This window comes from Marinoscillum furvescens DSM 4134 (assembly GCF_003386095.1).
Classification (GTDB): domain Bacteria; phylum Bacteroidota; class Bacteroidia; order Cytophagales; family Cyclobacteriaceae; genus Marinoscillum; species Marinoscillum furvescens.
This window is the reverse complement of sequence record NZ_QREG01000019.1, coordinates 1-20,395: the sequence shown is the minus strand read 5'-3', so window position 1 is coordinate 20,395 and position 20,395 is coordinate 1. Positions and strand designations below refer to the sequence as shown.

20 protein-coding genes are annotated in these 20,395 nt (G+C 46.0%); 14 read left to right on the top strand and 6 right to left on the bottom strand.

Annotated elements, in window-relative coordinates:
* Positions 1–81: 81 nt before the first annotated feature.
* Positions 82–846, top strand: coding sequence for a peroxide stress protein YaaA (yaaA, locus tag C7460_RS17425; RefSeq protein ID WP_115869418.1), 765 nt, complete (start codon positions 82–84; stop codon positions 844–846).
* Here yaaA and C7460_RS17420 read toward each other — a convergent pair.
* On the bottom strand, positions 843–1,601 hold the full coding sequence (locus C7460_RS17420) for an enoyl-CoA hydratase/isomerase family protein (protein WP_115869417.1): 759 nt from the start codon (positions 1,599–1,601) through the stop codon (positions 843–845). The two genes, yaaA and C7460_RS17420, sit on opposite strands and share 4 nt — an antisense overlap.
* A 93-nt stretch (positions 1,602–1,694) precedes the next feature.
* Between C7460_RS17420 and C7460_RS17415 the strand changes: the two genes are divergently transcribed.
* Positions 1,695–2,348 (top strand): hypothetical protein, encoded by a 654-nt coding sequence (locus C7460_RS17415; RefSeq protein ID WP_245986436.1) that lies wholly within the window; start codon positions 1,695–1,697, stop codon positions 2,346–2,348.
* On the opposite strand, the gene C7460_RS17410 is transcribed toward C7460_RS17415, so the two are convergent.
* Entirely contained in the window at positions 2,337–3,860 is a 1,524-nt protein-coding gene (locus tag C7460_RS17410) for a GH3 family domain-containing protein (RefSeq protein ID WP_115869416.1), read from the bottom strand. The genes C7460_RS17415 and C7460_RS17410 overlap by 12 nt on opposite strands.
* A gap of 214 nt (positions 3,861–4,074) precedes the next feature.
* On the opposite strand from C7460_RS17410, the gene C7460_RS24485 reads away from it, so the two are divergent.
* Complete coding sequence (locus tag C7460_RS24485) at positions 4,075–5,541, top strand: MltF family protein (RefSeq protein ID WP_170148080.1); 1,467 nt, start codon at positions 4,075–4,077, stop codon at positions 5,539–5,541.
* Positions 5,542–5,601: 60 nt separating this feature from the next.
* Entirely contained in the window at positions 5,602–6,303 is a 702-nt protein-coding gene (locus C7460_RS17400) for an MIP/aquaporin family protein (RefSeq protein ID WP_115869414.1), read from the top strand.
* On the opposite strand, the gene C7460_RS17395 is transcribed toward C7460_RS17400, so the two are convergent.
* Both C7460_RS17395 and C7460_RS17390 read right to left on the bottom strand, forming a co-directional pair.
* Positions 6,304–7,347 (bottom strand): hypothetical protein, encoded by a 1,044-nt coding sequence (locus C7460_RS17395; RefSeq protein WP_115869413.1) that lies wholly within the window; start codon positions 7,345–7,347, stop codon positions 6,304–6,306.
* Positions 7,344–10,061, bottom strand: a complete 2,718-nt coding sequence (locus C7460_RS17390) for a S8 family peptidase (RefSeq protein ID WP_221409566.1) — start codon at positions 10,059–10,061, stop codon at positions 7,344–7,346. The genes C7460_RS17395 and C7460_RS17390 overlap by 4 nt, the downstream gene beginning before the upstream one ends.
* Positions 10,062–10,394: 333 nt before the next feature.
* Here C7460_RS17390 and C7460_RS17385 point away from each other — a divergent pair, with 333 nt between their 5' ends.
* A complete protein-coding gene (locus C7460_RS17385) occupies positions 10,395–11,243 on the top strand; it encodes a M57 family metalloprotease (RefSeq protein ID WP_245986434.1) in 849 nt (282 codons plus the stop codon).
* Positions 11,244–11,313: 70 nt separating this feature from the next.
* Here C7460_RS17385 and C7460_RS17380 read toward each other — a convergent pair whose 3' ends face one another.
* Positions 11,314–11,862, bottom strand: coding sequence for a DUF2911 domain-containing protein (locus C7460_RS17380; RefSeq protein ID WP_115869410.1), 549 nt, complete (start codon positions 11,860–11,862; stop codon positions 11,314–11,316).
* Positions 11,863–11,976: 114 nt separating this feature from the next.
* Here C7460_RS17380 and ppgK point away from each other — a divergent pair, with 114 nt between their 5' ends.
* The 9 genes from ppgK (at position 11,977) to C7460_RS17335 (ending at position 20,096) form a co-directional block, all read left to right on the top strand.
* Positions 11,977–12,717, top strand: a complete 741-nt coding sequence (gene ppgK, locus C7460_RS17375; RefSeq protein ID WP_115869409.1) for a polyphosphate--glucose phosphotransferase — start codon at positions 11,977–11,979, stop codon at positions 12,715–12,717.
* 9 nt (positions 12,718–12,726) lie between these two features.
* The gene (locus C7460_RS17370; protein ID WP_115869408.1) at positions 12,727–14,406 is read left to right on the top strand and encodes an AMP-binding protein; all 1,680 of its coding nucleotides are present in this window, start codon (positions 12,727–12,729) and stop codon (positions 14,404–14,406) included.
* Positions 14,396–15,334, top strand: coding sequence for a D-2-hydroxyacid dehydrogenase (locus C7460_RS17365; RefSeq protein WP_115869407.1), 939 nt, complete (start codon positions 14,396–14,398; stop codon positions 15,332–15,334). Before C7460_RS17370 ends, C7460_RS17365 begins: the two co-directional genes overlap by 11 nt.
* Before the next feature lie 2 nt (positions 15,335–15,336).
* Positions 15,337–15,615 carry a hypothetical protein gene (locus C7460_RS17360; protein WP_115869406.1) on the top strand — a complete coding sequence of 93 codons (279 nt, stop codon included), beginning with the start codon at positions 15,337–15,339 and terminating at the stop codon, positions 15,613–15,615.
* Positions 15,616–15,687: 72 nt separating this feature from the next.
* Positions 15,688–16,620, top strand: coding sequence for a translation initiation factor IF-2 N-terminal domain-containing protein (locus tag C7460_RS17355; RefSeq protein ID WP_115869405.1), 933 nt, complete (start codon positions 15,688–15,690; stop codon positions 16,618–16,620).
* A gap of 8 nt (positions 16,621–16,628) precedes the next feature.
* A complete protein-coding gene (locus tag C7460_RS17350; RefSeq protein WP_170148078.1) occupies positions 16,629–17,174 on the top strand; it encodes a hypothetical protein in 546 nt (181 codons plus the stop codon).
* Entirely contained in the window at positions 17,171–17,554 is a 384-nt protein-coding gene (locus C7460_RS17345) for a hypothetical protein (protein ID WP_115869403.1), read from the top strand. The genes C7460_RS17350 and C7460_RS17345 overlap by 4 nt, the downstream gene beginning before the upstream one ends.
* 273 nt (positions 17,555–17,827) lie before the next feature.
* Complete coding sequence (locus tag C7460_RS17340) at positions 17,828–18,775, top strand: hypothetical protein (RefSeq protein ID WP_221409565.1); 948 nt, start codon at positions 17,828–17,830, stop codon at positions 18,773–18,775.
* Positions 18,776–19,391: 616 nt separating this feature from the next.
* Positions 19,392–20,096 carry a hypothetical protein gene (locus C7460_RS17335; RefSeq protein WP_115869401.1) on the top strand — a complete coding sequence of 235 codons (705 nt, stop codon included), beginning with the start codon at positions 19,392–19,394 and terminating at the stop codon, positions 20,094–20,096.
* Between the two features lie 115 nt (positions 20,097–20,211).
* On the opposite strand, the gene C7460_RS23845 is transcribed toward C7460_RS17335, so the two are convergent.
* A partial coding sequence (locus C7460_RS23845) for a hypothetical protein (protein WP_221409564.1) occupies positions 20,212–20,395 on the bottom strand: 184 nt, incomplete at its 5' end.

Below are 20,395 nucleotides of genomic sequence, written 5' to 3'. Positions count from 1 at the left end.
TTCAATTATCAGCAACCATTTATTTTCGCCAAACAAATCAGTTGATTTGAGCATTAGAACCTTAAACATAGAAATAGCCACATGATAGCGATCGTATCTCCAGCCAAAACATTGGATTTTGAGACTCCAGTAAATGCAGAAAAAACCAAAGCTCGTTTTTTCAACGAATCCAAAGTGATCCTGGAAGCCTTGAAGGAAAAAGATGAAAACGACCTGCAGCAACTCATGAGCATCAGCGAAAACCTGGCACAACTAAACGTCCAGCGTTATCAGAAATTTGCTTCCAGACATACGGAGAAAAACAGCAAGCAAAGTGTTTTTGCCTTCCAGGGTGATGTGTACCAGGGGCTAGATGCAGCCACTCTTAGCCAGGAAGAGGTAAACTTTGCACAAGATCACCTGCGTATCCTCTCGGGACTCTACGGCCTACTGCGCCCACTGGACGCTATACAGCCGTACAGACTGGAAATGGGCACCCAACTGGCATTCGATGGATACAAAAACCTCTACGACTACTGGAAAAACATCATCGCTCCTGCCCTAAACAAAGACCTCAAAAAACAAGGAGACGACATTCTGGTCAACCTCGCATCTGTAGAGTATTTCAAAGCTGTGGATACCCGCCAACTAAAAGCCCGAGTGATCGACGTAGAATTTAAGGACTTTAAGAACGGCCAGTATAAGATCATTTCCTTTTTTGCTAAAAAAGCCAGAGGACTCATGGCTCGCTACATCATCAAAAACAAAATAACCAGTATAGAAGACCTCAAAGGGTTTAACTATGAGGACTATTATTTTGATGAGCAAAACTCTACTGAGAGCCTTTTGGCCTTTAAAAGAGGTTAATCTTTCCTGTACTTAGCCAGTGCTTGTTTGGTAAACTCCGAAAGCACTAGCTCACCACTCTTGGCTGCTCGCTCCGCGAGTAGCTCATCCCAGTGGTCGGTCCCTGCCCAAAACACCTTTTTGAGGGCTGTTCTGGCCGCGGGGTTGGTCTTTGCAAGTTGTTCGGCATGAGCCATCATTACAGCATCCATTTCCTCGGCCGTCTCAAATACCTGAGCATACAACCCATGAACCTGTGCCCACTCGGCTGATTTACCTTCAGATGGATTGTAAGTCATCTGAGCTACATACTGAGCACCCAGCTTTCTAGACACCGCAGGCTCTATCACAAATGGACCAATTCCTATGTTTAGTTCACTCAAGCGAATCGCCGCGAATTTGGTAGCATAGCAGTAATCTACTGCTGCAGCCAGGCCTACTCCACCACCAACAGCCTTGCCCTGCACCCGCCCGATAATCAATTTAGGACACTTTCGGCAAGCGTTGATCACATTGGCAAACCCACTAAAAAACGCCTTGCCCTCATCCAGACTTTTGATCGCAATGAGCTCATCGAAGCTGGCGCCCGCACAAAAGGTGCGATCACCTCCGCTGCGCAACACAATCACTTCTACCTGAGGGTTTTCGCCGCAGGAAGCAATGGTAGTTGCTAGCTCACCCAGCAGATCAGAAGGCATGCAATTGTGGCTGGGGTGGTAAAACTCAATCTCCGCTACACCGCTCTTGAGTAGCTTCCAGTTGACATATGGGTTCATTTTTAGACTTTTTGGGGTTAACGACTGGAAAGTTATAAGGATTTTTACAATCTTGAACATGTAACAATCATCCGGTTTAGCTGTTATCTACATATGAACTTGCTCAAGAGCATCCTCATCATCTTTCCTCTTCTTTTTGTCTCAAAAAACTCTAGCATCTCACAAGCTCCCAAAGAAATGAATGTGATCTTTGAGAATGTAGAAAATCAAAAAATAAGGCGCTGCTTTCTCACGGCGTTAAAAGGATACGAAGCTTTACAATCCTATAGTATCACTTTGCTACAAAAACCCATTAAATCCTCTACCATGCAGGCTCAGCCAGTCATTAGCTTTAAGAGCCTGATATCCGGAGTAAAAAGCTATCGCGTAAAACTGGCTGAATATGTAAGAGATAGTAAGCAGGTGAAAGTAGCTGATCTACCGGAAGATGTACTCACAGGGTGGTTTGCTCATGAGCTGGGGCACATTGCTGACTATGAGCCGTACAGCAACCTGGGCATGATCAGCTACGGACTCAGGTATCTGATTTCTGATCGCTTTAAACGGGAAGTAGAGCATGCCGCCGACTACATGGCCATAGCCCACGGATTCAAAGATGAAATACTTGCTTCGAAACACTGGATTTTGGATCATGAATTTTCTGACAACACCTATCAGGACAAAATCAAAAAATACTACTTGTCCATCAAGGAAGTAGAGCTGTGTCCTGAAGGAGAGCCACTGCTGGAACCTGTATTAGCTCCATGAATTGGCGTAGCTTAGAAAGGCCCTCATCTTTTCTTCAGGCATTACTTTAGGAGTTTTCACCTGACCACCCTTCTTTTTCGTTCGTTCGAGATAGTCATGATAGCACTGTTTGGTGATCCGCATCACCTTCACCCCTTCCAACGCTTTTGAGCGGGCTACAGCATAATTTTTATTGGCTCCGGCCAGTGATTGGTCCAGCAGGTTGGCAAAGTGGCTTTCATCCACCTCCTGCTCACAGACGATTACCCACTGGTGTACATAGCCTGAAGCTTCTTTTACGGCAGCTACGGCATATTCATTGATTTCACACTGGCACTGCTCCGCCACTTCCACAATAGCTGTGTCCATTTTTTCTTCAGAAAGCTGTGAACCCACCACATTGAGAAAAAACTTCGTCCGCCCCGTGATCTTAATTTCATGTGGATCAATGCTGGTGAACTTAATCGTATCCCCTATCATATAACGCCATGCACCTGCACAGGAGCTCACCAGTAAGACATATTCCTGCCCTTGCTCTACATCTGCCAAAGTATGTACTTCGGGCTGGTCCAGTAAATTGCCCTGGGCGTCTACCCCACGCTCATCAAAGGGAATAAACTCATAGAAATATCCATGCGAAAGTGCCAGCTCCATGGTCATCGTATCCGGCCTGGCTGAATATGCAAAAAATCCCTCTGAAGCCAGATAGGTATCTATGACTTGAATAGGCTTGCCGCAAATCTTTTCAAAACCTTCACGGTAAGTATCATAAGCTACTCCTCCACTCGCATATACGGTAAGGTTTGGCCACAGTTCGTGAATGTTTTTCAATCTATGTGCTTTCACAACCTCCTGCAGCATGATCAGAACCCATGAAGGGATACCAGCTATGCCCCCAATGTTCCAATGGGGAGCTTCCTGCACTATTCGAGCGATGCGCTCATCCCAATTGTCGATAGAGGCAATTTCCTTACCCGGACGATAAAACCAATCATACCAACCTGGAAAATTACTTACATTGATACCGCTAATTTCACCTTCATAGTGTCCTTCCTGCTCATCCAGGTTAGCACTACTGCTGAGCATAAGTATTTCTGTTTCGAAGAGCTCTTTCGGAAAATCAAAATTGGGCAATGTACGTACCAGGGAGGTACCCACATCTCTTATGCTTTGCAAAAACTCGTCAGTAATGGGAATACGCTTACTGGTTTTTCCGGTGGTACCGCTACTACGCGCATAAAACTGAGGCTTCCCCGGCCAGGTGATATCGGGGTATTTCAGCTGCTGACGCCACCATCTGTCATGCATTTGATCATAATCGTGTATGGGAACTTCTCGCTGGAAGGCCGCAATCACATCCTCAGACTTGAGGAGCTCTCTAAATCCATAAAATTTGCCAAACGCTGTTTTACGGGCAGCCTCGAGAAGCTTTACCAGCTGGTCACGCTGGTGCTCCTCCGGCTTCTTTAGATCGAAGTTTAGTTTTTGATTAAGTGAAATTCCTGCCTTAACGAGTGATCCTACAAATGCCATAGTCTAGTTGCGCCTTCTGTTTTCCTTTTAATAATCACCAGACTTCAGTATTGTTTCAGCCATACAAAACTCTCCTACCAAAACCTTTGCTCCAGTGATCTGTTGAATTAGTGTCATGATCAACCTAAAACATGCACCAGCAGGGTGCCACAAAAACCTATTTATGTTACTTCCATTTTCCAGATTTAGCTTGAGTATAACCCTTCTCATTTGTATGATTGGCTGCCAACAAGCAGACCCAACCGCTCAAGAGACAGGCAGTGCTGGTAAAGACACGCTGGCAGAAGAGTCGTTTGTAGACTCTTTTTTAAACAGGATACACTCTTCTACGCAGTTTCATGCAGACCTGGAAGATATCCTGGAACGCGACACGCTCAAAGCCATCACCACCTACTCTAGCACGAGCTATTTTCTCTACCGCGGACAGCCTATGGGATACGAATACGAGTTGGCCGCACAGCTTGCCAGTGAACTGGGTGTAGAGCTGGAAATGATTGTTGCGGATGATATTGATCAAATTTTTAACATGCTCAATGAAGGCGAAGGGGATATCATTACTTATGGCCTCACAGTGACTCGCTCGCGAAGACAGATAGCAGACTTCACCCTTCCACTCAACTTTACGCACCAGTCGCTGGTACAACGCAAACCCGACAACTGGCGACAGATGAAACTGCACGAACTCGAAAAAGTGCTGGTAAGAAATCCTATCCGCCTGATTGGTTTGGATGTGCACGTCAGACAAGGATCCTCGTACAACGACCGACTGCTCAACCTCCAGGATGAACTGGGCGGGGAAATCAACATCCACTACCTGCCTGGAAATCTGAGTACGGATGAAATCATGAAGATGGTAGCCTCTGGAGAAATAGACTACACCATAGCAGACCATAACCTGGCGAGCATCAATGCCACCTACTACCGCAACCTTGACATCCAAACCACTGTAGGCGTGATGCAGCAACTGGCCTGGGCAGTACGCAAAACTTCTCCGGAGCTCAAAGCAAGAGTAAATGAATGGCTAAAAGCACAGCGAAAGGAAGATGATTTTTACGTGACCTACAACAAGTACTTTAAAAATTCCAGAGCTTTCACCACACGAGTAAAAAGTCAGTTTTATTCCAAAGAAGGCGATAAAATATCACGCTATGATGACCTCATGCGAGCTGCAGCCACAGAGATAAACTGGGACTGGCGACTGCTGGCAGCTCAAGTGTATCAGGAGTCACGCTTCGACCCAAAGACCAAATCATGGGCCGGGGCTGTAGGACTCATGCAGCTAATGCCAAAGACAGCTAAAAGCTACGGCTACTCCAAGCTAACCAACCCAAAAACAAGCCTGGAGGCAGGTATCGCACATTTGGATTATCTAGATGCTTACTGGAGCAAGCACATCGCGGACTCTACCGAACGGCTAAAGTTTGTGTTGGCCTCCTACAACGCTGGCCACAATCATGTACAGGATGCACGCAGGCTGGCAGAGAAAAATGGTCAAAACCCGAACCTCTGGTATGATCATGTAGAAGAAGCCCTGCTTATGAAAAGTCAAAAGAAATACTTCAACGACCCGGTAGTGAAGTACGGCTACTGCCGTGGCGAAGAGCCAGTAAATTATGTGAAAGAAATCATTGAACGCTATCGCTACTATCAGGAGTTTGTACCCGAAGAAGTCAGTTCATAGTAATTTCACCAAACACATTCAGGTTTATTGTCTATTTTCAAGGGCAAACGACCTGACAACATGAGTCCATTTATCAGTGAAATAGTCGGCACTTTCATCCTGATGGTGCTGGGAAACGGTGTAAACGCCAATGTATCCTTAAACAAAACCTATGGCAACAATTCGGGATGGATTGTAATAGCACTCGGTTGGGGCCTGGCGGTATTTGTAGCCGTATACATTGCAGGAGCTACCAGTGGAGCGCATATTAACCCTGCCGTAACGTTAGGCCTAGCCATGACGGGCAAATTTCCATGGGCAACCGTGCCTCAGTACATCCTGGCACAAATGATCGGGGCTTTTCTGGGGGCTGGTGCCACTTACATCCAATACCGCCCGCACTTCTCCGCTACTGACAACCCCGACACGAAACTGGGACTTTTCTGCACAGGGCCGGCCATTCCTAAAACCTTGGACAACCTGGCCTCCGAAATCATAGGAACTTTTGTCCTGGTTTTCGGCGTACTGTTTTTGGTTTCTGGAGACGGGCTTGGTTCGTTGAGTGCATTGCCCGTCGCACTACTGGTAGTCAGCATAGGCTTGTCACTTGGTGGCACCACCGGCTATGCCATCAACCCCGCACGTGATCTGGGCCCGCGCATTTTTCATGCCGTGGCCCCTATTCGTGGAAAACGCGACAGCAATTGGCGGTATGCATGGATTCCTATAGCAGGCCCAATGATAGGTGCTGCGCTGGCTGCTATCGTCTACTCAGTGTTGTAGTTACATATTGTCAAAGGCTGATACATAGATCGGGTGTTGCCGGAGGCTATCCAACACTTCTTTTGGCCCCCGAGCCATGACATATAGCTTCTTCTCATTAATTAGTAGACGGATAAAACCTCTATTTTGACGCTGCATCAGCTGATACTCTTGTGACTTAGGGTCCAAACACATGATGGCTGTATGCCGACCTGTCTGCGCCAGCACTCCTGAAATGAGTTTTTCGAGCTGCTTTTCGTGTCCGGATTTCACATAAATTCCCTCTATGGATAGAAACCGAAAATCACGATGAAACAACCGATTTATGAAGGGAATGCGCGATACCATATGAATCAAATGCTTCGATCCTGGGAGCTCGTGCACCTTCCAGTGTTCCGGATTGGCTTGCAAAGCAGCTACGATAGTTCCTTGCTTTTGTAAAACAAATAGACCGCCCTTGTATCCAATGTTTTCACTCGTGTACAAAGCGTGATTGGCATAGGCATCACCAATCAGCGCTTTTACTTCTGACTCCTCATTTTCGCTAACCCGACTCACGTCCGGATTCGCTTTTGGAGCAAATCGACTAAAAAAGACGGTATTAAAGTTGCCCACATGCTGAAAACCATAGGACTCTATGATCCTCAATGATCTCACATTGCCCGGATCCACATAAGCATAACTGAGCGGAGATGAACTCAGCCCAAAAGGTTTACCCTCCAGCACGTCGCTAATCTCATTGCGCAAAGCACTTTTTTTATTGAGCCGCCCTAGAGCGGCATCATTACTCCTAAACTGCGTGCGAAAAGCAAAATACCGAATGTGAAATGCCTCTAAGGTGTGAGCGCCTACTGCTACCGCTCGACGAATAAAGCAACTGGTACCAACCACTCGCTCAGCTAGCCTTACGCTTAGAAAATAGGGATCGGGAATATGGTCAAGTTTATCACGTACGCAGAGCTGTTGATAAACCATACTTTTTCCCGGTGTACCGATTACATTGTGAGTGAGCAGCTCTTTTATAGACGAATCTGGCTCCCCTCTTTTTAGCTCCAATAGCCTCATTCTATCAATAATTTCCCGCTATAGGTCCTGGTGCCTGCAGAAAGTCTGTAAGTATACAATCCTGCCCGCAAGCCAGACAAAGGTATGGATACCTGACTTAGCAGCAACTGCTTTCTATAGACTCTGTTGCCTTGAGTGTCCAGCAACTCAAACACGACTTCTCCATCAAATGCCCTGGTATATACCCGTACAAAATCATTCTGCGGTACCGGGTTTGGAAATACAACATAGGGTAGCTCTGAAAAATAGTAGCCTCCCATGGTTTCCTCAGACAACATCTGACCATTGGCAAGGTGCAAAGTTACCCGGTGGCGGTTGTGCCCTTCGCTAGGTTGCTCCTGTTGGATCCTCCAGGTAGTTTGCTGTGGGTTTTCTATTCGAAAAAAAGGCTCCGAATCACTTTGGCGCAAGTCATAAAGGCTCATAGCCTCTACACCGTAGGTCGTACCCAGACGTACGTTGAGGTAAACTCCGGTATCAGCTACCACTTCCTGATAAAAGGACTGAATAATGCATCCTGCCCCCTGGTTGTCATAGCGTATGGCGGCTGAAGGTAGCGGCTGGGCGTTGCCACTCACCATTGGCTGTACTTTCACCCAACCTTCAGTAAGAAGGTTCTTTTTCAGCAAAACAAGAGTATCCGGGGTGAAATTTATCGTCTGCATCATAGCCCCTTGAAGGGCTTGCACGGCATAAGCTTCGATGTTTGGTTGCTGAGGCCATTGTACCAGCACAGAATCCCCACAATTGATCCCCACAGTCAAGGGCAATGCTCTGGAAACCTGAAAAGTATCCGCTAGAAAAGTATCTAACCCTACCAGCATTCGCGCTACAGCAGTTCCTGTTTGACTCAGATCAGGTTGCCAGCGATAGACTTCCCGACTCAGCAACACCTCATCGTTGAGCACTTGCCACCCTTCGTTGTTTACATTTACATGAAGGCTGCCTGCAGACTCACTAAGCGAACTTTTCCACCTAAAATAGGTACCTGTTTCTCCATTGTAAGGAAAGTGACTACCAACAACCGGGTATTCCCAGCTAAACTCATTCAGGGGATCTAAACGGTATACTACATAAAACTGCTGTGAAGCAGTACGAATGCTACTGCCTTTTACCTTGATGACGTACTCTCCTGCTGGCACACTGTGCTGTGATACTACTTCTACTGGATTAAGTCGGTCTACTCCGCGTGATGCTGACAGACCCAGCGACTCTTCATCCGCCGATGTTTCTAACACCCAGGGATGCAACACCTCAGCGGCAGGAGTCATCACTTCCAGGTCCAGGTCATTGACTAGTGCAGGCGCATCTCCAGGATTGGCGGGCGCATCCAACCAGACCAATGCCACGGTAAGATCGGCAGGCGCTTCGGATGTGATCGTATAGCTTACTGTGTCATTTGCTGATAGTTCACCTGCAAAAAAATACTGTTCTTGCAACAACTCCATGCTCTTAGCAGCATTGGCGTTGCCATACCCACGAATATGGTCCGGCCCCGGTTCATCCAGGTCATCTGCTCCTGCTATCAGCAGGGCTTTGACCAAAGCCGACGGAGCCCAGTCACCCCAAATCCGAAAATACTCATCCTGCAGCATTCCTACTATACCCGACACCAAAGCTGTCGCATTGGAGCTTCCAAACATGCTGTAAGCCACCAATTCCGGTTTAATACGCCCATCAAAGGCCGGCCCGCGTGACGAATAGTCAAGTACTCGTCCCAACGTATCTACTGCCCCTACCACTACCGGGTTCTTCGCATGTTTAAAATTTCCGGTAAGATTGGCATAACCAGTAACCCCCTCATAGGGACCATCGCTTGAGGGCTCGGCACCAACATTACCAGTACTGAGCAGATGCAACAACTGAGGGTTTTGGTGCATAGATCTGTCAAATGCTTGTGCCTGAATACCATAAAACCCTTCCTGGGTGGTCCCGTACGAGTGATTTTGAATAACTATTTTATGGGTGGTGTAATAACTATCCGGCATGGGCAGTACCTCAGCAAAAGAAGAAGAAGTAAGCGTAGCTGCCGGCAGCACCCCAGCACCAGTCACAAAGCTATTGCCTGCCCCTGCAATGATGGTGGCCATCTCCGTTGCATGATTGTTTTGCGATTCAAATTCGCGGCCAGTTTCAAAAGAGCGACCTATCAGGTCTAAATCATCCGGGTCAAATCGTCGCTCTTGTACTGAGATCGTCACATGATCCCCATTGGCATCAGGTGCCAATATGCGAGCTCTGGGTATGGCATTTGGGTTTAAGTTCAGATCCAATACACGGGCTTCCTCCACAGGATCCTGACTTTCTCTGGAAATAAAACGAATTCCATGCATATCAGCGAGTTGGAAAAGCTCATTTCGAGTACACCGTACACGCATCGTGAGATGATCGTCATTGACCGATAAGACATTTACCCTTGATTTTACCTGTTCTACTATATCAAATGATAAAAAATGAATGAGAAATTTAGATTCCTGAAAAAAAGTTTCTTTGAGAATGTTTTCGGAAATTTTCCAAAGATTATTTGCTACATACCACTGTACCTGGTCAATGTTTTCATTTAGCAAAACATAATCCTTCAGGATCAACGTCTTATCATCCAATTTCCGAAGAATGTTTTCTTGTACAAACTCAGATGAAAACAGATCAACCTCACCATTAAAACGCAATAAATATGGCCCAGAAGTACGATTCTTAGAATAATCATCCTTCACATAATCACGCCAATCTAAAGGTTGCTGTGCACAAACAGCAACTGTCGCCAAAACTATTATCCATTGAAAAATGAACCTAAGAATCATTTTTAACCATTAATAATTCAAGCAATAATTCGTCAGAAGTATTGCAAAACAAACCAATGAATAGTGATTGTTTTTGGAAAAATTACAAATCCTTCAATTCAGAATTTTATTCTGCTTTTTTCAATTAAATCTACACTTAATATGTATATCAATTGATATTACGGCGATTTTTTCACTATTCTTTTCCTTTCAAAAGTATTCCTTTTTTCTATATTTAGGCTGTTAACAAATAAAACCTAATTCATTATGTTAAAACTACGTATCTCGCTAATGGGTGCCATAGCACTCTTAGCGTCAGCGGTTTTGATGTCGTCCTGTAATACTGAGGACACACTAGAACCAACCAGCAATGAAGTACCAGCAGAAGTTAAAGCCAACTTCAAAGAACTTGGCTTTGATGTGAGTGATATAGAGCTGGTATCTCAAGTCAACCCTTTCACCAAAGAAACCAGCACGGGGTATCTTTTGGAAGGAGACATTTTGATTACTCCAGACCTAATGGAGAGTATGCTTGCGAGCGAGCTACACCATGAAGGTCCTTGCGGTGAACAGTACCGTACCACCAACCTCGTAAGTGCTCCGCAAACCATCGACGTAATCGGCTACACAGGCGGTTCTTATGCATTAGATGGTACCATGCAGACAGCCTTGCAATGGGCTGTAAACAACTACAATGCACTGAACACAGGACTGACCTTCAACCTAACCTACGGTACAAACTATGGCAACAAAGACATAGTAGTATACCGTACGAGCGGTGGCGGAGGTGGATCTGCAGGATTCCCAAGTGGAGGCAAGCCTTACAAGTGGGTGCAGATCTACTCTGGCACAAGCAGCTATGGCACCAATGTGGTAGAGCATGTGATCACACATGAAATTGGCCACTGCCTGGGGCTTCGTCATACTGACTACTTCAACCGTTCGCTCTCTTGCGGATCTGGCGGAAATGAAGGTAGTGGAGGCGTAGGTGCACATCACATTCCTGGCACCCCTACTGGCTATGATGCCAATTCTATCATGCTTTCTTGCTTTAGCTCTGGCGAAGATGGAGAGTTTGGTAGCTATGATCGTACAGCACTAGAGTACCTGTACTAAATTTGAATACCCGTGCATAAAAAAGGGGCTGTCAAAACTGGCAGCCCCTTCTTTATTTCTTATCCCAGAACTATTGGGTAATTACAGGCACTTCCCATTTGACATCTGCCCACAGGAAGACCATTTTTACACCAGAATCATACAAAGGCTCCAGCTTGATGGTAAACTGCTCAGTAGGTCCAGCACTAACTACCGGCGCCATTACCGTAGCTACATCGAGCTCTTCTTTCGCTTCAAAGTAGCCCCACTGGCCCAACTCAGAATTGAGCCGAAGCTCAAAGTATTGTTCGCCGGGGATAGCATACATGCGGTAGGTTCCTGCTGACACCTCTTGATCGACTAGCAGCACATCCTGGTTGAAAGTCACCTCTGTAGCCTCATTGGCACCGAGTCTCCAGTAGGTACCATAAGGCTGTAAAGCTTCTTCCTCTACTGTACCAAAAACCACGCGATCACGAACTGATGGTCTGCAATAGGAAACCGATACTTCCAATTCCCCATTTTTCAGGTTAGCCTCTCCTTTAGGGCTCAGCGAGTAGTTGCGATAGTCCATGTAAAAATAGGCAGCAAGTAGCAGCACGGCCACCACACCTACTCCTATGAGAATTTTTTTGAGCATAATTGAGATAGTTTTTAGTAAAGGTAATCACAATTATTGGCCGCAAAACATCTCTGGCAGCGGATAGTTTGTGCTATAAGAAAATGTGTATTATTCGTTAAGTTTGGCCACTATATGAAAATACTAGGCATTGACATAGGTGGCACAGGCATCAAAGGTGCCGTTGTGGACACTAAAAAAGGTGAGCTACTGACTGAGCGTCACCGAATACCTACTCCCACACCAGCTACCCCCGCAGCTGTGATCGAAACCGTCATCAGTCTAATCAACCATTTCGAATGGACAGGACCTTTAGGTTGTGGTTTTCCTGCGGCGGTACGCAATGAAGTAGTGGTGACCGCCTCCAACATAGACAAAAGCTGGATTGGCATCAATGCGGCTTTACAAATAGAAAAAGCTACTGGCTGCCCTACCCACCTGGTGAACGATGTAGATGCAGCGGGAACAGCCGAAATGAAATTCGGAGCAGGCAAACTACAAAAAGGAGTCACTATCATGGTAGCAGCTGGCACGGGCATTGGCACATCGCTGTTTATAGACCGAAAGCTAGTACCCAACACCGAGCTGGGATTTGTGCAGGTAGCAGGCATGCCCGGCGAACACTACGCGGCTAATTCTGTGCGCAAAAATGAGGACCTCAGCTGGGAAGAATGGGCTCATCGACTGAATGCTTACTTCCAACGATTGGAAGAACTCTTTTGGCCCGACCTCTTTATTTTAGGCGGGGGTGTTAGCAAGCACTTCGAGCGCTATCAAGAGCATTTTTCGCTAGACACTCCACTAGTACCTGCTGCTACACGCAACCATGCAGGCGTTATAGGGGCAGCACTTGCTGCCAAAAAGAAATTTAACTAGAAAACGAACATGAACAACTACCCCTGGCTGGACCAGTACCCGTCCAGTGTACCCCACACGATCAACCCTGGTTGTTATGAATCACTGGTGGCTTTTTGGGAGGACTGTGTACAGAAATACGGCGATCGACCTGCGTTCGAAAACATGGGTGCATCCATCACTTTTGATGAAATGGATGCCTACAGCTCTGCATTTGCCAACTACCTCACCCAAAAAACCAACCTAAAACCCGGAGACCGGGTGGCTCTGCAAATGCCCAATGTGCTTCAATATCCCGTCGCATTGTTTGGAGTACTCAAAGCCGGCATGGTGGTGGTAAACACCAACCCCCAGTATAAGCCCTCGGAGATGGAGCACCAGTTTACAGACTCTGGAGCCAAAGCCATCGTGCTACTCAACACGTTTGCCTTTAAGCTGGAAGAAATCCTGGAGAAGACACCCATAGAGACCGTCATTATTGCCGAAGTGGGTGACATGCTCGGGACACTGAAGGGTGCCATAGTGGATTTTATGGTGAAGCGCGTCAAAAAGATGGTACCTGCTTATCACCTCCCCACAGCTGTCAAGTTTCAACAGGTAATCAAAGAAGGTGAAGCTCTGAGCTATTCCAGACCGAATTTAAAAGCTTCAGATATCGCCCTTTTACAATATACTGGGGGCACCACAGGCGTGGCAAAAGGTGCGGCATTGAGTCACCGAAACCTCATTGCCAACATAGAGCAGGTAGCTGCATGGATGAAACCATGCCTGAAAGAAGGTGAAGAGGTGACCATCACGGCTCTACCGCTGTATCATGTCTTTGCCCTTACCGTAAACTGCTTTGGTATGCTGCGCATAGGCGCCAAAAGCGTGCTGATCACCGATCCTCGAAAAATGAAAGACTTTATCAAAGTGCTGAAAAATCAACCTTTTTCGGTCATTACCGGGGTAAACACTTTATTTAACGGCCTGACTCAGCGCCCTGAGTTCAAAGAAGTAGACTTTAGCCACCTCAAAGTAGCAGTAGCCGGAGGCATGGCCCTGCAGCAAGCGGTAGCTGATAAGTGGAAAGAAATTACCGGCAATGAAATAGTGGAAGGTTATGGACTGTCTGAGACCTCCCCGCTCCTCACCTGCAACCCGATAGATGGCAATGGCAAATTAGGCACCATTGGTCTTCCAGTACCATTTACAGAAATCAAAATCGTAAGTGACGAAGGAAAAACTCAAACTGTAGGTGAGTTTGGGGAAATATGGGCCCGAGGGCCACAAGTGATGACAGGATACTGGAATAACCCTACCGAGACGAATATTGTCATGGAAGGAGAATGGTTCAAAACCGGTGACATTGGTTTCTTTGACAGTGAAGGCTTCATCAAAATCGTGGACCGCAAAAAAGAAATGATCAATGTCTCAGGCATGAAGGTGTTTCCCAACGAAGTAGAAGATGTGATCGCTAAGCTGGAAGGTGTACTGGAAGTAGGCGTGATTGGGGTGCCTCACAAAACTTCTGGTGAAGTGGTAAAGGCATTTGTAGTGAAAGCTGATGAAAACCTTACAGATGAGCAGATATTGAAACATTGCCGTGACCACCTAGTTGCCTATAAAATGCCCAAGTACATTGAGTATCGGGTAGAGCTCCCAAAGTCAAACGTGGGCAAAATATTACGAAAAGACCTAAGAAAAGAAGAAAACGAACATGTCGCATAACATCGTGATCCTGGACGGGATCTATGCCAACCCCGGAGATCTCTCCTGGGAAGGACTCGAAGCATATGGTACCATCACCACCTATGAGCAAACTGCCCCCGATGAGGTGGTAGCACGTGCCAAAGACGCCTCCATTCTGATCATCAACAAAATCAAACTTGGCGAAGCGCATTTCGAGCAACTGCCCAACCTCCAACTAGTGATCATCTCTGCCACTGGCATGGACAATGTGGACTTGAAAGCTGCTGAAAAACACGACATCCCTGTGAAAAATGTGGTGGGCTACAGCACCGAGTCTGTAGCTCAGCATGTGATGGCGATGCTTCTAAACCTAACCAACCTTCCTGAAAGCCACAGCGAAAGTGTGAAAAAAGGAAATTGGAATGAAAATGTGGGTTTTAGCTATACGCTACAAACCATCCCCGAATTGTCCGGAAAATCCATAGGCATCTATGGCTTTGGCCAAATCGGTCAGCGTGTAGCAGAGCTGGCCCAGGCATTTGGCATGACGGTAAACATCACGAGCAACCATGCTCAGCCATCAGATTATCCTGACTATCATCTAATGCCTTTAGACGAGCTGTTTCAGCAGTCAGATGTGATTAGTCTTCACGCCCCGCTGCGAGCAGACAACAAAGAAATCGTCAACAAATCACTTTTAGCCCAGGCTAAACCTGGTGCCATCCTCATCAATACTGCACGTGGAGGACTCATCAATGAAAACGACCTCCACGAAGCCCTGAAAAGTGGCCCATTAGCTGCTGCTGGCCTGGACGTAATGAATTCAGAACCCCCTTCAACATCTCACCCGCTTTTTGAGTTATCTAACTGCATCATCACTCCGCACATGGCGTGGGCTTCTATTTACTCACGAAGCAAGCTCATCGAAGGAGTGGTAGAACATGTAGCAAACTTTGCCAGCAACTAAAGATGAATGAAACCCGCAGCACTTACCTTAGATACGTATTAGGCGTTTTAATAGGCCTTATTGGCGTGGTTTTTATGTTTATCCCGTTTATCCCGATAGGGTATCTGCTCATTTTCATGGCATTGTTTATACTGTCACCAAAAATTCCTTTCCTGAAGAAGTACGTCCGTTTTCTAAAGCGAAAAGACAAAGACGGGCGTCTGAACAAACTGGAGAAAAAAATCAATGACCTGGAAAACTATATAGACCGTAAAACCTCTACGAGCAAAAGCAGTGAATAATATTTGGTCTGAATCCCGTCATTTTAAGGCGGTTGGCTATTTTTGCCTCATCGTAATCAATCGCCCTTCACTATGAGACTTGGTCAGCTGGCACGTAAACTGGACGTATCTACCACCGACATCATCGCTTTTTTGAAAACAAAGGGGATCGAAAAAAACGATCACCCTAATGTAAAACTCGATGATGAGATAGAGCAAGAGGTGATTGCCCATTTTGGAGAAGAACAGGAAGAGCCTCTACCAGACGCCTCTCCTACTTCTGAAGACCCAACGGATGAAGCTCCTACACCAAAAGAAGTAGCGGCAACTCCACCAAATGCTGAAGACGACCTTACCTCAGCTGTTGAAAGTGAAGAAGCTACTGAAACACCTACTCCAACAGCTACGCTAAGCGAAGAAGCCACTGCAACAAACCCAAATATCGAAATAGCTAACGATGATAGAGGCGAGCCAGCAATTGCAGAAGAAACGGAGCCTGCACAGGATGAAACCATAGCAGGCGTGCAGGATGAGCAAGATGATGAGGCTGAGCGCAATTACGAAAGTGTAGATGTCATCAAAGCGCCTAAAGTGGAACTCCCCGGACTGAAAGTAGTGGGCAAAATAGACCTGCCCGAGCCCAAGCCCAAAGAAGAAACGCCTAAGGAAGAAGAAGCTCCTAAAGAGGAAAAGGAAGAAACTCCCAAGGTGCGCTATGCCTACCACGACCGGCGCAATAGCCGTAAAAAGCTCACTCCAGAGGAACGCGAGGCACGCCGATTAAAGAACAAAAAAGCCAAGGAAAAAAGACTGGCACGTGAGGCAGAAAAACGCAAAGAGCGGGAACTAAAGCGTATAAAAGCCAAGAAAGCAGAACACTACAAAAAGAAGCTTGAGCAAAAGGCCGTATCTCCGAAAATCAAAACCCAAAAGGCTACTGCACCCAAAAAGCGCAAAAAGCAAGAACCCAAGCAACCACAGCCCAAAACACTGCTGGGTAAGTTTTGGCGGTGGTTGAATACTTAGGAGAGCTAGTGAAGATAGCCGACAAAGGGTATGACGGCTACATATATTCTAAGGTTAGAGCCTATTTCTCGACACATATGACATCTCAACAAATAGGAAGTCGAATTGCAGTTAAATCTGCCCTCATTGGGATCGCCATCGCTTACCTAATTATGTCAACACTGATTGGACTTGATGAAGGCATAACTGCGATTTTCTGGCTAGCTGAGGTTGACTACTGGCCGCACCTCCTTTTTGGAGCTTTTTCGCTAACACTCATGGGCTCCATATTCGGTCGATTGGCAGCAACGGAAATAATCGAACGAAAGAAAGATCATAGTTGGGTTGGAATTAAGTATGGGTTTTTAACACTAATAACGGGAACATTAATTGGAAGCACGGTAGGATTTCTTCAAGAAGGACTTGATAACATTGGAACTCCTGACAACCCTTTCGAAGATTACTACTTCAAACCTCTATTTTGGGTAATAATCTTTGGGTCAATTCCAGTGTTGCTTGTTGGTCTGTGGTTCGGGAGAACAATCAAAAAAGCAGGTAAAATTGAAAAACCATGAGAATTATAAAACTGGCTCTTGGATTTATTGCTGCCGTGATAATTTGCTATCTCGGATTCGTAGCGTTCATAGTCTTCAGTGAAGATATTGACAACTACTTAAATAGGACAGACTTCAACTCAGAAAGCTGGAAAAACTGGGAGGAAACTGAATTGACTGGCTGTCTAAGGTGGGATATGACTCATAGTCTTACTTCCAATTATGAACTGGTGGGCATGACAGCCAACCAAATTATTGAACTTCTAGGAACTCCTTCTAATCAAAGTGATTCAAACATGAGTTATTATCTGGGCATGGCAAGACATGGAATTGACACTGGATCCCTCATTCTTGAACTTGAGAACGGGGTGGTTGTGGATTATAGAGTTTCGCACGGTTAACCCCCTCGAACTAACAACAAAAAGAAAGTAAAACAGGCTCTAACAAGCACTCATTGAGCATATGCCTTACTGCTTTCTGGTTGGTTTCGATGCAACTCGACCGTGATTCCACCCTGCTAAGGCTGCCGCTAAGATTTACCGTTGTGAGTGTTGGGCAGTTTCGTTATTTTAGTGCTATTCACCAGCTGCGGACCGGGTCGCGTAGACATATGCCCGATAGCTGGTTGTTGACTACCATTACTTTCTATGAGCATAATTCTTCGAAGACAATTTGTGAACTACGAACCTGATGAATATGAATTACTTGGTTCAAAGCAAACTTCTGAGATAAAATCAATTTTCGAGCAATATCCTTGGGAAGAGCAAGTTGCAAAACATCTTGAACTTGTAGAATCTCATGCTTTTCCTTCATTAAACTTGGAACAAGGGAACCGCGAACTAGTAATAAGCGGCTATATATCTGACCGGTTTTCAATTCAGTTTCTGTATAAGAACTTTATCAATAAGTCTAAATTGGTTTATGACTTAACCAATGATGAAGTATTGGATTTAATCGAAAAGTTCTCGCTTGAATCAACAATAGATTTTCTGAGAAATCTTAACAAGTTTAAAACTATTGAAACCACTTTTCTACAAAAGGTCTTTGGAGCATTTGGTAGAGGCAAGAAGAAAATACATTCTACTAATGGTAGGAACGATGAGTCTAAATATGAATTTTCGACTAAGCGTTTAATATACATGTTTGGATGGAGCCTACTTTATTTATTGATGCCACTTGCAATAGATATAATGGTCGGAAACAAGTTTAATTTATCTGTTTTCTTGATTTTACAAGGTTTCTGTTTCCTACTTGCTTTACCTGGAATTATAATCTCAATAAATCATTTTAAACGAAACGGAAAACTCAAACTTCACTTTCAAAAAGGTGAAAACAGATTCATCACTATTATTGGGGACAAAAAGCAATTATTTGACAAGAAAGACATTGTCAAAGTATTTCGGTACGTCTCAAACTCTAACAATTCACCTTGGAATGGTTATGAGTATTCAGTTCTACAGTTTAATAATGGTGTGGAGCTATGGCTATCAAACATACTGATTAAATCAGAAGACCTTGACAAGCACATAAGTTTTGTGGACATGGAATTAAAGAAACAATGGATACCGATGCTGAAATATACGGTAGTCAATCGAGTAGACGGCCCCACCAGTCATAACTGATGGGGTGCGCCTCACTAGGCGTGCCCCAGGAACGCCAGCCCGGTCGCGGACGGCCAGTCACACCACCGTATGTCCACCAGGAGTCCGCAGCCTTCCACGAAGGGACCGCAGCCATTCACGAAGTGACCGCAGCCATTAACCAAGAGACCGCAGTGATCCGCGAAGAGAACGCAGCTATCCACTAAGAGACCGCTGCCTTCCACGAAGGGACCGCAACCATCCACGAAGAGTCCACAGCCATCCACGTAGTGACCGCAGCCTTCGACTAAGAGAACACAGTCTTCGACTAAGAGAACACAGTCTTTCACCCAAAGCCCGCAGCTATCCACGAAGTGACCGCAGCCTTTCACCCAAAGACCGCAGCGATCCACGAAGAGTCCACCACCATCTACGAAGAGAACACAGCTGGCCGCTACTAGCCCACAGCTATTGGCGAGTACTACTCAGCAAATCACGAATGGACTAGCATGTACCGCTACTACTCCCCGACCGCTGAGCACCCCGAACAGACTCGTGGCTGTTTAAGAAAATTTTACATAAATGACGGTTAGGTATTGCTTTATTTATACCGGTTCCTTATTTTCCAGAAAAATTTGTTTTACCTAACTACTTTAAAATGAATCAACTGGAAAGAAAGTACAACATCTCTGATGCTCTTTTACTGGCACATGTGAGCAAGATTGTGCAGCAGCTCCCTGAAGATCTGGACGAGATACAGTCTACGATATCGCTCATCAATGAGCAGTTTGCGACTCAATTGCGTGAAGATTATATGACTGCTCTTCGTGAAGGGGGCGACGATCTGGCGAAGGGCACTGTGGGTCAGCATACACAGGCCATGATAGAAGCGATGGACGAGTCCAAAACGCTAGTAAAAAAGTTGCGGTTTTGGGTAGCGGAAGCCTTTGCAAATGACCCTGCTGCTCAGCGATCGTTTCAGCTGCATCAGTTTTGGAAAGTGGCCAACAACCAGCCAGCGCTCATCCGTTTCATGAACACACTCGCGGCGCAGGTTACTGCACAAAAGGGTCAATTAATGGCAGTGGGTGCCAGTGAAAGTTTTTTGGATGCCATCGTTATAAATGCTGAGCGTCTGGCCGAAGCGGATGCCATCCAGGAACAAAGCAAGGGCGGCCGCTTGCAAGCCACGCAGACACGAATCCAAGCCCTCAATTCGCTATACGAGCGGGTCATTAAGCTCAGCAGAGCCGCGGACATTGTCTTTGAAGAATCGCCAGCTGCGGCCCGGTTTTATAAGCTCCCCCAGCCGACTCCTGAGGCAGAAGATGTAGAGGAAGAGCTGGCCATGGCTAGCGAATAGTCGCATAGGGCTTGGTGTAAAACGCAAGCCATTTTTTTAAATCACTAGCCTCAAATGTATCAGCCACCTCGGCGCGACTTACGCGGACTGAGGTGGCTTTTTTTTACCTGGTAGCTCACCGAAACACCTTTTCAAACTCCGGGCGTGCATTGTCGCCTGGGAAGTTCTGTATCCCTTCGGTGTTGAGCGTATTGCCTAGCCAGCATAAGGTGTTGAGTTTTGCATAAAAAGCAATGCAAAGAAACCAGGAAGATATGTTTGCACTCATAGAGCAGTGGAAAAACAGTGCTGAGTCGCGA